Annotated in this window: 18 protein-coding genes; 12 read left to right on the forward strand and 6 right to left on the reverse strand. The window is 60.8% G+C overall.

The genetic code is table 11. From position 1 onward, the window contains the following. The first annotated feature begins 113 nt into the window (after nucleotides 1-113). The 4 genes from purS (at nucleotide 114) to AB4Z24_RS16435 (ending at nucleotide 2,229) form a co-directional block, all read left to right on the forward strand. Nucleotides 114-353 carry a phosphoribosylformylglycinamidine synthase subunit PurS gene (purS, locus tag AB4Z24_RS16420; RefSeq protein ID WP_290990061.1) on the forward strand — a complete coding sequence of 80 codons (240 nt, stop codon included), beginning with the start codon at nucleotides 114-116 and terminating at the stop codon, nucleotides 351-353. Nucleotides 354-374: 21 nt separating this feature from the next. Then, nucleotides 375-806 carry a hypothetical protein gene (locus AB4Z24_RS16425; RefSeq protein WP_441709976.1) on the forward strand — a complete coding sequence of 144 codons (432 nt, stop codon included), beginning with the start codon at nucleotides 375-377 and terminating at the stop codon, nucleotides 804-806. Between the two features lie 247 nt (nucleotides 807-1,053). Next, nucleotides 1,054-1,758: a phosphoribosylformylglycinamidine synthase subunit PurQ gene (gene purQ / locus AB4Z24_RS16430; protein ID WP_441709978.1), complete on the forward strand. Its 705-nt coding sequence runs from the start codon at nucleotides 1,054-1,056 to the stop codon at nucleotides 1,756-1,758. Nucleotides 1,759-2,004: 246 nt separating this feature from the next. Further along, entirely contained in the window at nucleotides 2,005-2,229 is a 225-nt protein-coding gene (locus AB4Z24_RS16435; RefSeq protein WP_441709980.1) for a hypothetical protein, read from the forward strand. A gap of 469 nt (nucleotides 2,230-2,698) precedes the next feature. Here the strand turns inward: AB4Z24_RS16435 and AB4Z24_RS16440 are convergent, their stop codons facing one another. Then, the gene (locus tag AB4Z24_RS16440; RefSeq protein WP_441709982.1) at nucleotides 2,699-3,088 is read right to left on the reverse strand and encodes a hypothetical protein; all 390 of its coding nucleotides are present in this window, start codon (nucleotides 3,086-3,088) and stop codon (nucleotides 2,699-2,701) included. 437 nt (nucleotides 3,089-3,525) lie between these two features. Here AB4Z24_RS16440 and copM point away from each other — a divergent pair, with 437 nt between their 5' ends. The 5 genes from copM (at nucleotide 3,526) to AB4Z24_RS16465 (ending at nucleotide 7,748) form a co-directional block, all read left to right on the forward strand. After that, on the forward strand, nucleotides 3,526-3,906 hold the full coding sequence (copM, locus tag AB4Z24_RS16445; RefSeq protein ID WP_441709984.1) for a CopM family metallochaperone: 381 nt from the start codon (nucleotides 3,526-3,528) through the stop codon (nucleotides 3,904-3,906). Nucleotides 3,907-4,119: 213 nt separating this feature from the next. Next, entirely contained in the window at nucleotides 4,120-6,348 is a 2,229-nt protein-coding gene (purL, locus tag AB4Z24_RS16450; RefSeq protein WP_441709985.1) for a phosphoribosylformylglycinamidine synthase subunit PurL, read from the forward strand. A 25-nt stretch (nucleotides 6,349-6,373) separates the two neighbouring features. Continuing rightward, nucleotides 6,374-6,601 (forward strand): hypothetical protein, encoded by a 228-nt coding sequence (locus AB4Z24_RS16455; protein WP_441709987.1) that lies wholly within the window; start codon nucleotides 6,374-6,376, stop codon nucleotides 6,599-6,601. Between the two features lie 109 nt (nucleotides 6,602-6,710). Beyond that, nucleotides 6,711-7,259, forward strand: coding sequence for a hypothetical protein (locus AB4Z24_RS16460; protein WP_441709989.1), 549 nt, complete (start codon nucleotides 6,711-6,713; stop codon nucleotides 7,257-7,259). 30 nt (nucleotides 7,260-7,289) lie between these two features. After that, the gene (locus tag AB4Z24_RS16465; protein ID WP_441709991.1) at nucleotides 7,290-7,748 is read left to right on the forward strand and encodes an FKBP-type peptidyl-prolyl cis-trans isomerase; all 459 of its coding nucleotides are present in this window, start codon (nucleotides 7,290-7,292) and stop codon (nucleotides 7,746-7,748) included. Nucleotides 7,749-7,796: 48 nt separating this feature from the next. Here the strand turns inward: AB4Z24_RS16465 and AB4Z24_RS16470 are convergent, their stop codons facing one another. The 4 genes from AB4Z24_RS16470 to AB4Z24_RS16485 form a co-directional block, all read right to left on the reverse strand. Further along, nucleotides 7,797-8,582, reverse strand: coding sequence for a glycosyltransferase family 2 protein (locus AB4Z24_RS16470; protein WP_441709993.1), 786 nt, complete (start codon nucleotides 8,580-8,582; stop codon nucleotides 7,797-7,799). 146 nt (nucleotides 8,583-8,728) lie between these two features. Beyond that, on the reverse strand, nucleotides 8,729-8,995 hold the full coding sequence (locus tag AB4Z24_RS16475; protein ID WP_441709995.1) for a hypothetical protein: 267 nt from the start codon (nucleotides 8,993-8,995) through the stop codon (nucleotides 8,729-8,731). A 22-nt stretch (nucleotides 8,996-9,017) separates the two neighbouring features. Then, entirely contained in the window at nucleotides 9,018-9,329 is a 312-nt protein-coding gene (locus tag AB4Z24_RS16480) for a hypothetical protein (protein ID WP_441709996.1), read from the reverse strand. 271 nt (nucleotides 9,330-9,600) lie between these two features. Continuing rightward, on the reverse strand, nucleotides 9,601-9,897 hold the full coding sequence (locus tag AB4Z24_RS16485) for a hypothetical protein (RefSeq protein ID WP_441709998.1): 297 nt from the start codon (nucleotides 9,895-9,897) through the stop codon (nucleotides 9,601-9,603). 305 nt (nucleotides 9,898-10,202) lie between these two features. Between AB4Z24_RS16485 and AB4Z24_RS16490 the strand changes: the two genes are divergently transcribed. Then, entirely contained in the window at nucleotides 10,203-11,021 is an 819-nt protein-coding gene (locus tag AB4Z24_RS16490) for a DUF2147 domain-containing protein (protein ID WP_441710000.1), read from the forward strand. A gap of 164 nt (nucleotides 11,022-11,185) precedes the next feature. On the opposite strand, the gene pqqA is transcribed toward AB4Z24_RS16490, so the two are convergent. Then, the gene (pqqA, locus tag AB4Z24_RS16495; RefSeq protein WP_015598411.1) at nucleotides 11,186-11,275 is read right to left on the reverse strand and encodes a pyrroloquinoline quinone precursor peptide PqqA; all 90 of its coding nucleotides are present in this window, start codon (nucleotides 11,273-11,275) and stop codon (nucleotides 11,186-11,188) included. A 195-nt stretch (nucleotides 11,276-11,470) separates the two neighbouring features. Here pqqA and AB4Z24_RS16500 point away from each other — a divergent pair, with 195 nt between their 5' ends. Further along, complete coding sequence (locus tag AB4Z24_RS16500; RefSeq protein ID WP_441710002.1) at nucleotides 11,471-11,707, forward strand: BolA/IbaG family iron-sulfur metabolism protein; 237 nt, start codon at nucleotides 11,471-11,473, stop codon at nucleotides 11,705-11,707. Nucleotides 11,708-11,791: 84 nt separating this feature from the next. After that, a complete protein-coding gene (grxD, locus tag AB4Z24_RS16505) occupies nucleotides 11,792-12,136 on the forward strand; it encodes a Grx4 family monothiol glutaredoxin (RefSeq protein WP_441710004.1) in 345 nt (114 codons plus the stop codon). Nucleotides 12,137-12,179 lie beyond the last annotated feature (43 nt).

Below are 12,179 nucleotides of genomic sequence, written 5' to 3' on the forward strand. Positions count from 1 at the left end.
CACGCGTCATGGGGAGAGGGTTAGGGTGAGGGGCAGCAATCACGTTCGCATGGTGGCCGCCCCTCACCCCAGCCCTCTCCCCGCTGCGCAGGGCGAGGGAGTAAAGGACCTGCATGAAAGCCCACATCAAAATCACATTGAAGAACGGCGTGCTCGATCCCCAGGGCAAAGCCATCGAAGGCGCCATCAAGGGGCTCGGCATCACGGGCGTTGGCGACGTCCGTCAGGGCAAGTACATCGAGGTCGATCTTTCCGAGAGCGATCCGGCGAAGGCGAAGGCCATCGTCGAGCAGATGTGCAAGGACCTGCTCGCCAATACGGTCATCGAGAATTACAGCTACGAAATCGGTTGAGCCATGGCGCCAAGGGTGCGGATGACGCTTGCCATCGTCGCACTCGCGCCATGTCAGGCGCTCGCTGAGCCCGCCCGGGCACCACCGCCCGATCTCGATTGCAGCATAGGGTTCGAAGCGCTCCGCAATTGGGCCGGGTGGCTTCCGGGAGCGGAACGCGGAAGCGGAAGCCGCCCAAACGTCATCACGGTCGTCGAGCCGGACGTCTGGCGCGTTGAGATCACCATTACGGAGCCCGGCCAGACCGCGCACCCCGCAGTCGTCCTGCGCAAGTTCGTAAAGCAGGTGACCGGCGTGTGGACGGCACAGAGCAAGGCCTGCGGCTTTGGCGATCAGACGTCCTTTGCGGAGCTGCTTGCCGAAATGAAGGCCGAGGACAGCAGATTGACCAACATGTCCCGCGACGAAGTCGAGGAGCAAAAGAAAAAGCTCTCGCCGCTCGGCTCTCCCTGAAGACGTGCACTTTCTTTCCCCTCCCCCTTGCGGGGAGGGTGGCGCATCGCGCCGGGTGGGGGACCGCGCGTTTGAACGGTGGAATTGCCCCCACCCCTAACCCCTCCCCGCAAGGGGGGGGGGGAAAGTGAGGCACCTCGGCAAGTGGACTTGCGGCCGGAGTCGCATTACCTGACAGCTGTCAATTATAAATGGACATGCCGCTCCAGGCGGCTCCAATCAATTCCGCTAACCGAGGCTATCGAGGATGCTCCGCGCTTCCGTCATCGTCTTCCCCGGATCGAACTGCGATCGCGACGTCCAGACCGCGATCGAACGCGTGACGGGCTTCGCGCCGAAGATGGTCTGGCATGGCGACGCCAGCGTCCCCTCGTCCGATGTCATCGTGCTGCCGGGCGGCTTCTCCTACGGCGACTATCTCCGCTGCGGTGCAATGGCCGCGCATTCGCCGATCATGAAGGACGTCGTCACCAAGGCGAAGGCCGGAACGCCCGTCATCGGCATTTGCAACGGCTTCCAGATCCTCTGCGAGTCGGGGCTGCTCCCCGGCGCGCTCCTGCGCAACGCATCGCTGCACTTCATCTGCCGCGACGTCTTCCTGAAGGTCGAGAACGATCAGACGTTCTTCACGAAGTGCTATCGCGAAGGCGAAGTGGTCAGGGTGCCAATCGCCCATGGCGAAGGCAACTACTTCGCCGACAGCGAAACGCTCGACCGCCTCGAAGGCGAAGGCCGCGTCGCCTTCCGCTATTCCAACGAGGCAGGCGAAACGACAGCCGACGCCTGCCCGAACGGCGCCCAGCGCAACATTGCCGGCATCGTCAACGAAACGGGCCGCGTGCTCGGCATGATGCCCCATCCCGAACGCCTCTACGAAAAGGCCCTCGGCGGCACCGACGGACGGCGCGTCTTCGAAAGCATGCTGCTGTCGACACTCGAAGCGGTTGCCTGACGTAACACCGCCTCCATGCGCGCAACCACGCCCCGCCGCGGCTGAGCGGCGGTTTCATTGTGATCATTTCGTGGCATTTGCGGCCGCCCTCTTGGAGCGCAACGCTGCCCTTCCTACGTGTTCAACGATTGCGGGGCCGGGCCCCTCTGGCAGCGCCATAACGGTGCTGCGATGTCGGACCGCATCGGGTGTGCCCGGTGCTGCGTCTTTGCCCCGGGCAGACCTCCCTATTCCGGAGGAAAATTCATGTCCCGACGTTTCATCACGCTTCTCGAACGCATCACGCGTATTCGCGAATGGATCGATCGCGAGCAGCGCTCCAGCGCGACGAGCCCGGTCCGGCTCATCCGCATGCAACAGCTCTATCTTCGCCTTTCGGAAAGTCTCCGCGGGATGACGCGCCAGCGCCTTATCCGTATGGCGTCGGCGCCCCGGTTCAGATCTGAGCGAACATTCTATGGCGCCCACTAGGTCCGCGCGTTTTCGGAATGCTGGTAATCTCCAGCGAGCGAGCAACAAAAAAGGGGCCGAAGGGCCCCTTTTCCATGCAGTCGAACGGTCCGCTTAGCGGCCGTTCCCGCGCCGCTGGCTTTTGCGAGGGTCTGCATAAGCAGACGTCATCGACTGGAACACAGCGAACACGATGGCCTTCATAACATCACCTGTCTTAAGCTAACCGGCCGGGCTCAATCCCGAACCGGATCCCGGGATAAGCCCCCGGGCCGCCTCTTCTACAGTGTAGATATGTGATCCGCCGAAGGTCCGCCAGAGGCAAAAAGGCATGTCTCTTATGCGCACTGCACAATCGGCGGGAAGGCTAAAAAAACACTCGATATCAATGCGATAGAAGAATCAAAAAAAGGGCGGGAGTTGTAGCTCCCGCCCCATCCCAAACGACTTGCAAGCGTGGACTTGGAAGCGCGCCGAGAAAAGTCCGTCGTTATTTCGCAACTGCGTTATACGCGACCTGCTGGACGGGTTGTATGATCATTGATGACGCGCCCTTGGCACACGCGAACGAAAGCGATCCTTCGAGAGCATCGACCTTGGCCGACGTGCCCTCACGCACGATGAGCTTGATGCGCACCGGCTCCGATGCCGCCTTGTCGGCCTCGGTATAAGAATCCGCCAACATGAGCGTCAGATTGCAGGCGTTATCGGCGCTGCTGTAATAGCCAACCGCCCGCTTCGGCCCGACCGCCAAGGTAATGCCCTTGAGCGGAGCAACATGCAGAGCCGTCGTTTCCTCGGCCGACGAAACGCGCGCACCATGAAGCACAGCCAAGCTCGAAAGAAGCACAACGCCTGAGAGTTTCGCGAAACGTGTCATGACAGGATCTCCACTGTCTTAAGCAAGCGAGTTCAAATCCGCGCACAATTGTCTGGACGTGACGTCGTCGCTGAGTGGTGAGATAAGCTCCTGATGGCGCGAAGAAAATCTCTACTTGTGCAACGCCGAACTGCGAGTTTTGCAGCGCGAAACGGTCACAGTCCAAACGGGTAGGACGGAAAGCGCCACATCCAAAGCGCGTAAAACAATCGTCATAATTGGAAGTCGTTGCTCTGGTTCCGCCCGCCACCCGTTATTCGGATGCCGGATCACATGCAGATGGACGCCAAGCACAAAAAGTAAGGCGCTCCGCAGTCGCGACGAATCCAATCCGCCCAAAATTCAGATCAAATGCGGGGCGCCAGATTTCGAGATCCCCAACCCCTGTACGATAGCGCTGTAGGCTACCGGCAGCCTTTTGCTCGAAAGGAAGGCTCATGAAAAACTTCACGGCTCTGACGTGCCTGGGCCTCGCGCCCGTTCCGGCCGCTGATAAGGGCAAAAGGGACAAAACCTCCGGCCGGTCAGCCGCCGCCACGAAGGCCCCGGCCGCCAGCGCGCTCGCAACCGCGATCTACAAAATGGATGAGGCCATGCACGCGCTGACCTACACGGGCAATCCCGACGTCGACTTCGTCACCAAAATGATTCCCCACCACCAGGGCGCCGTCGACATGGCCAGAGCCGAGCTCGAATTCGGCACGGATCCCAAAATCCGAAAGCTGGCCCAGAGCATCATCAAGTCCCAGGACAAGCAGATCGCCGAAATACGGGGTTGGCTCGTCAGGTACAGGAAGGCCGCCGTACCGATCAATTGACGCCGATAGGCCCTCTTTTCCTCGGTTTTTTGGCTGAAACGGCCGAGCGAACCGGCGTGTCGCCGGAACCGCGGGGCGCCCGCCCCACGCCCCGGTAAGCGGGCATCGGCGTTATCGCGACGTTTGGCCATTGGGCCCGTCCGAGGGCAAAGGCGACAAACCGTTCCCGAGCCCATATAAGCGGACGCAATCCGAGCGCCCGACGAGATCCTTATGACCGATACGACTACGCGAAAGATCACGCCCGAGATCGTTGCCGAGCATGGCCTGAAGCCCGAGGAGTACGAGCGCCTGCTCGAAATCCTGGGCCGGGAACCGCTGATCTGCGAGCTAGGCATCTTCTCCGTCATGTGGAGCGAGCACTGCTCGTATAAGTCCTCGCGGGTCTGGCTGAAGACGCTGCCGACCTCCGGCCCGAAGGTGATCCAGGGTCCCGGCGAAAATGCCGGTGTCGTCGATCTCGGAGACGGCGACGCCGTCGTCTTCAAGATGGAAAGCCATAACCACCCCTCCTACATCGAACCCTTCCAGGGCGCCGCGACCGGCGTCGGCGGCATCATGCGCGACGTCTTCACGATGGGCGCGCGGCCCGTTGCGAACATGAACGCGCTGCGCTTCGGCGCTCCGGACCATCCGAAAACCCGCCACCTCGTCGGCGGCGTCGTCGCCGGCATCGCCCACTACGGCAATTGCACCGGCGTCCCGACCATCGGCGGCGAAACCAACTTCGACGAAGGCTACAACAACAACATCCTCGTCAACGCCATGTGCGTCGGCCTCGCGAAGACCGACAAGATCTTCTATTCCGCCGCCAAAGGCGTCGGCCTGCCGGTCGTCTACGTCGGCTCGAAAACCGGCCGCGACGGCATCCACGGCGCCACGATGGCCTCCGCCGAATTCGACGAGAAGAGCGACGAAAAACGCCCGACCGTCCAAGTCGGCGATCCCTTCACCGAGAAGCTTTTGATCGAAGCCTGCCTCGAGCTGATGGCAACGGATAGCATCATCGCCATTCAGGACATGGGCGCAGCCGGTCTCACATCGTCGACGTCCGAAATGGCGGACAAAGGCGGCGTCGGCATCGAACTCGATCTCGACCTCGTGCCCCAGCGCGAAACCGGCATGACCGCATACGAAATGATGCTCTCGGAAAGCCAAGAGCGCATGCTGATGATCCTGAAGCCGGAACGGCGCGACGAGGCGCAAGCCATCTTCGAGAAATGGGGGCTCGACTTCGCCGTCATAGGCCAGACGACCGACACCCAGCGCATGGTCATCATGCACAAAGGCAACGTCGAAGCCGATCTGCCCGTGCCCGTGCTCGCGAACTCCGCGCCGATGTACAAGCGTCCTTACATCGAGCCCAAAAAGCCCTCGAATATTCTCCCCGAATGGGTGCCCGCGCCGAACGCGCTCCTCGGCACGCTGAAGGACTTGATGGGCGGTCCCGCTCTCGCCTCCCGCCGCTGGATCTGGGAACAGTACGACCACATGGTCATGGGCGACACCGTCGGCCGTCCGGGCGGCGACGCCGGCGTCGTGCGCGTGCACGGCACCCAGAAGGGCATCGCCATCGCGTGTGACGTGACACCCCGCTACGTCGCCGCCGATCCTGAGGAAGGCACGAAGCAGGCCGTCGTCGAAACCTGGCGCAACCTGACGGCCGTCGGCGCCGATCCCCTCGCGATCACCGACAACATGAACTTCGCCAACCCCGAGCGGCCCGAGATCATGGGCCAGTTCGTGGCGAGCGTGCGCGGCATGGGCGAAGCCTGCACCGCGCTCGACTATCCCGTCGTCTCGGGGAACGTCTCGCTCTACAACGAAACGAACGGCGTCGGCATTCCGCCCACCCCGGCGATCGGCGGCGTCGGCCTCGTGCCGGATTGGACCAAGATCGCCGACATTCGCCTGAAGAGCGAAGGCAACATGCTGATCGTGATCGGCCGCGAGGAAGGTCACCTCGGACAGTCGCTCTATCAGCGCCACGCGACCGGCAAATTCGAAGGCGCGCCTCCGCCCGTCGATCTGCAAGATGAAATCAAGGCCGGTCGCCTGATCCGCACGCTGATCCGCGAAGGCCGCGCACTGGCAGTGCACGATTGCTCGGACGGCGGCCTTCTCGTCGCCATCGCCGAGATGGCGCTCGCAGGCGGCACGAACGGCGTCGGCGTCGAACTCTACCCCTACGAAGGCAAGCTGCCCGCACACGCCATCTGGTTCGGCGAGGACCAGGGCCGCTACGTCGTCGAGGTAACGCCGCAGAAGGCCGAGGAAGTCCTGGAGCGCGCCCGCCTGCTCGAACTCCCGGCCCGCATCGTCGGCCGCGTCGGCGGCAACGCCATCGCGCTCAAGGGTGAGAACGCGTTGCCGCTCTCCGAGCTTCGCACCGCTCACGAAGGCTTCATGCCGAAGCTGATGCAGGGCGAGCTTGGCGCATAACGATCCTCAGCAAAAGAGGTCCTCAATGGCGAGCGACAGCGATCCTCAATCCGCACAGGAATTGAGCGAAATCAAAGGGGCGCTCGACGTCCTTTTCACCCTGCGCGAAGAATTCGCGACCTGGGTCGAGGAAGCGCAGAACGAGGACCGCAAGGAAGAACTCGACAACGTCTACCAGCACGTCCTGGCGATGGAGTCGGAATATCACCGCCGCCTCGAGGCAATCCTGAACAAAGGCAAGCCGCCGGTTTAATGCTGAGCTTGCGGCACCGGATTTCTCTAAAGCAGCGTCCGGGGGCTTCTTGCCGAAGCTGACGCAGGACGAGCTCAGCGCATAACGGACATCGGATTCGGGAGAGGGCATGTCGATCGTAGATGCGAACTACCGCTTTATCGCGGCAGCTCAGGAAGCGAACGCACGCATCGCCCAGCGGCAGCAGGCGCTCGCGATTTATGTGACGATCGTTCTGTCGTTAATCGCGGCGATGGTGGCGCTCGCGCGTCCGGGCCTCGATCACTCGGACAGTTCGATGCCTTGGCTTCTGCTGGGGTTCCCGCTTGCATCGCTTTGCCTCGTCTTTCTCAACTTCAAGTCCGAGGCGGCGCTCGCGAACATTCGTCGGTTTCTGTCCGAGCTGGAACAACTCGGACAAGCCCATGAACGTCTTCCGAGTTTCAATACCGATGCACGGTGGGTCGAGACCGCCAACCGGGCGCGCCGCTATCACGACTTCGCATCGGCGGCTTTGACGGCGGGCGGCCATGCGATAGGCATTGCTGTGGCCGTCAAGACCAACCCCGGCAACCCGCTGGTCATAACTCTCGGAGCACTGACGGCCATAGCGGGTACGGTTCTGACCGCAGCGCTTCTCTTGGTGCCGCGATGGCGCTACCAGCTGCCCCCGAAATGAAGCGAACAACAAGCAGCTGAAGGAACCCAAATGCGTCACGCTCGCTTTCCAGCCCTACTGGCCATTGCCGCAGCATTCGCTCTGAGCGGTGCAATCCTTCCCAACCAACACGCAATCGCAGAACCGCAAGGAACATCCATGACCACCACACCGTCCGGACTCCAATACGAAGACACCACCGTCGGCACCGGCGCCACGCCCGAGACCGGACAGATCTGCGTGATGCACTACACGGGCTGGCTCTATCAGGACGGCAAAAAGGGCAACAAATTCGATTCCTCTCTCGATCGCGGCCAGCCGTTCCAGTTCCCGATCGGAACAGGGCGAGTCATCAAGGGCTGGGACGAAGGCGTCGCGTCGATGAAGGTCGGCGGCAAGCGCACGCTCATCATTCCGCCCGCGTTGGGATATGGCGCACGCGGCGCCGGCGGCGTCATCCCGCCGAACGCGACCCTGATATTCGATGTCGAATTGCTCGAACTGAAATAGCTCTCACGTCAAAGCGGACGAAGCACGGCATGCGTTGCCGCGCTTCGTTCAGCAGAGCGCCGCCTCTTTCGAATACTGATATTTCGCGAACTTCGCGATCGTCTCGGTCAGATCCTTGCACCGCGACCGATGATAGCGATCGATATTCCCGAGGTATTTTTCGCGCGTCACAGTGTTGGGATGCTCGGCGCCGTGAGTTGCGATTTCCTCCGGGCTCATCTTGGTTTTGATCTGCAGCTTCCGCGCGATGCCGTCCTCGTTGAGCACGGAATACCCGTAATAGAAAATCGCCAGGTCATCGAGCGTCGGGCTCTGATACCAGTGCCGCCCGCCCCGCTCCGGATAGCGCTGCCCGAAATTGTGCAGGCTGCGGCTCGCCCTGAGGCCGAGATTTAGTTTCCTAAAGGCTTTGCTGTCGTCCTCGTAATAGCCGAAGGTCGCCTGCTCGTGCAGTGGCCGCCCATAGGATGGCGGCGGACCATTCATCGGGTCCACGAAAACGTAGTTCCCGATGAAATGCCGCGTCGGCGCGATCACTTTGTCCAGCTGCTGAAAGTTGCCGTAGAGAAATTCCGTCACGTTGAGCGCCATCCGCCACGACCGGCACGTCCGCTCGTAATCCTCGACTTCGCGATCGATGACGGCGCTATCGAAGTAGGCATTCCGCGTCATGTGAATTTCCCAGTCGGGACAGAACTGCTTGATGATCTCCCGGCTGGCGTCGGTGGAATTGTAGTCGATCATGATGCCGTGATCGAAGACGCGGCGGTGGTGAGCGAGCCACCACGGCAGCATGTATTCCTCATTGAAGAAATGGCAGATGACCGTCCGCATTGTGCCCCCTGCGATGAAGTCGCTTAGCGCGCGCCTCGCCTTGTTCACTCCAATGACGAATTGAGTTCGGGTTTTAAGTTGATTCGGCAAGTCCCCAAAGGCTGCGCCCGAAATCGCCGCTTAAATCGCGGGCATGGAGACGAAATCTACGCTGCCCGCCGCCGCTTTAGGCGATACCGGTAAATCAACCCCGGCAGCACGATGAACTCCCCTTCCCTCAATGCGTCCCCGTCGAATTGGCCGTCACCGCGGCGCGGCGCGACACCCGCGTAAACGAGGAGACGCCCGAACTCGTCACGAACGAATTCCGAAAACTCGCGTCCGCCAAACCAGCCAATGACCTGTCCCTCGGGAGTGGCGTCGTGAAGAATGGAATAATCGAGTATCTGCGCGCGGCGGGTGCTGGAAAGCATGAGGGACGTCCCGTTCCGAAGGCTATTTCTGGCCGCCAAGCTCTTCCGGTGGCGCGCCCTTGAAAGGCGTAGCCTGTTGTCGCGACAGCTCATCAAAGCAGGCGAGCCGCGCCGGTCCCGACTCGATCGTCGCGCAATCGTGAAGATCTGATGGCCCCGACTGCCGATTGCTGACGGCCAACAAAACGATCCCGGTTCCCGCAAGCACCCCGATCAGCAGTGCGAAGATGAGCGCGGTCTGTCTGCTCTCGCGCTCTTTCTGCTTCGCAAGCTCTTCAGCTTCTTGATCGAAGCGGCTTTGAAAATCAGCCTCTTTCCGAAAGTCGAATGACATAGTGGCTTAACGCTCTGTAGCCCATCGGATCTGAAAAATAGAATAGGGCGTCGCACATAAAGATTCGACGGCGACGCTCCTGCAAAAATATAAGCATCTCATAAGCACTCGGCGCGAGCTGGCCAAATTACCGATGTCAAAATAGCTATTAACGACAGAAAGCTGATGACGCCGGAATCGTCCGCCAACATCGCAAAAAAGGAGCGGAAGCGATGCGCTCGCCTCCCTCCTTCTGCCGTATGCAAAGAAAACTTTCTTCAAACCGTCCACATCATTTGGTTGCGCCTGGATTCTGTTCCATTTCCGCGCCCGACAAAGAGCCATCGGCCGGCTTCGCATTTGGCATTGCCGTGGAGCCGGTCCTATCGCCGTTGACGCCCGGCTGTTCCTGCATCTGCTTCTCCGAAAGGCTGCCTGAATTCGGCTTGGCTGTCGGCGTGGCTGTCGAGCCGCTGCCCGAAACGCCCGGATGATCTTTCATCGCCTTTGTCGTTATGCCGCTGTCGTCGGCGAGTGCACATGACGACGACAAGGCAAGCACCATCGCTGCCAGAAATGGCTTCTGCATCGGGAACATCTCCTGTTTTGAGTGGCTTATTCTCACTTCGACGCGAAATCGCGGGCCCTGCGAAAGCAGTGCGACCGGACGACGCTTCTACGAGCGCCGGTGTTTTTCGATCTCACATGATCCGTTACGGTAGGGCTCGGAAGTTCGTTTCATGCCCTGCCGGAAATTTCGCGCGGCCACGTAGAAAAATCGGACCGCGTGCTTCCAAACGGGCTGTCCCCTACGGAACATCGTTCCCGGGAAGCTTGGTGCACAAAGCACCCAGAGCTGAAACAAACCTGATCTTTCACCACAAGGACAGTGTCATGCGCGCAGTGAAATACATCGCATCGGCGTTCGTCGCCCTCGTAGCACCGGCTGTCGTCGGCAGCGCATCAGCCGCTACCGATCCGATCGGCATCTGGATGAACGACACGGGCCGCGGCGCCGTCGAAATCAAACAATGCGGCGATACGCTGTGCGGCAACGTCGTATGGGTGAAGTCGGAATCGGATGCGGACGGATGCGGCAAGCAGATCATCGGCAATGTCGCGCCGGTCGGCGGCGGCCGCTGGGATAACGGTTGGATCTACTCGCCGGAACGCGGCCGCAAGTACGACGTCGAACTGACGCCGCTCGCGAACGGCAACCTCAAGGTCGTCGGTTATGCCGGCATGAAATTCTTGTCGAAGACGATGATCTGGAAGCCTGCGCCGCATGATCTGCAGCTCTGCGGTCAGACGAATGCGAAGACCGATACGCCTGCCACCAAGAAACCCGACACCGTAACGGCCGCGGCCGTTCCGCCGCCCGCGGAGCCTACCGCGGCAAAGCCCGAGTCCTCCAGCGTACCGCCCGCAGCAACGAAGGAAGCGAGTGCTGAACCCGCAGCGGCAGCGCCCACACAAGACACGAAGAAGACGGATGAAGCGAAAGCACCGGCACCGTCCTCGGAAGCGCCTGGCGACACGGCGAAGAACGGCGATACCGGCAACGACGAAGGCAAAGACAACGACATCGCCGGCCAGCTCGGCAAGATCAAGATCGGCGACGTGTCGTTGGACAAGGTCCTGACGCGGACCAAGTCCGGCAAGTGCAAGCTCGATCTTCCCTGGGTGAAGGTCACCATCGATTGCGAGCAGTAAAGCTCGCGCCAGCCGAGGCGTTCCCCCCACCTCGGCCAATGAAACACCCGCTGCGGCTGCCCGCAGCGGGTGTTTCCGTCATCGCGCACAAAAAAAACACGCACAAAAAAACACGGCGGCAGATGTCCTGCCGCCGTGCTTGAATTCAACTCGGAAGTATCGACTTAGATGAGGTCGATCTCAGCCGGAAGATACGACGTAACTTCGAGGCCAACTTCCTGCTCGCGAACTGCGGGCTTGGTCCAGGTCTTCATGGTGTCCTCCATTAGACTTCGAGAACTTGAGGTCCTCAGTACGAGAAAACATAGCGACGCGCGTCGATAACGTCCAATCGCAATCGCGTGACAATTTGATAAGATTGGCTGATCGAAGGTCTTGTCCTCTCTGATCGAACACGGCAAGGTTCGAGACCCGAAATACCCCCTCCTGAAACCTGGAGTTTACGCAAAATGCCAATGCCAGCGGCCGACATCGAACGGATGATCAAAACCCGCTTCCCGGATGCCCAAATCGTGCTCAAGGACCTGGCAGGCGACAACGACCACTGGGCCGCCCACGTCGTCTCAGCCGCCTTCAAGGGCAAAAGCCGCGTCCAGCAGCACCAGATGGTCTATGAGGCCCTCGGCGGCAACATGGGCGGCGTATTGCATGCCCTGCAGCTTACCACCGCGCTGCCGCCGGATTGACAACGAGCCGGTCTCGCCCACATCTGAAGACGACAAGCGGGCGCACCGTCTGGGCTGCCCCGGCACCAATAAAGGATCCTCAGGATGGCCTCTGATACCGTCAGCGAAACGATCGCCAAGACGATCGCCGACAATGACGTCGTATTGTTCATGAAGGGTACGAAGCAGTTTCCGCAGTGCGGCTTCTCGGCGACCGCCGTGAAGATCCTTGAGCACCTGGGCGTGCCGTTCAAGGATGTGAACGTGCTCGAGGATCAGGGCGTTCGCGAAGGCATCAAGACGTTCTCGAACTGGCCGACGATCCCGCAGCTCTACGTCAAGGGCGAATTCATCGGCGGCTGCGATATCATGCGCGAAATGTATTCCGCAGGCGAACTGCACAATCTCATCTGCGAAAAGGGCATTCCCCACTCGCACCAGCACGCCTGACGCGCATCGCGCGGAAGCCAGGACCGGCGTTACGATCAAAGCG

Source organism: Hyphomicrobium sp. 2TAF46 (assembly GCF_052114865.1).
Taxonomy (GTDB): domain Bacteria; phylum Pseudomonadota; class Alphaproteobacteria; order Rhizobiales; family Hyphomicrobiaceae; genus Hyphomicrobium_B.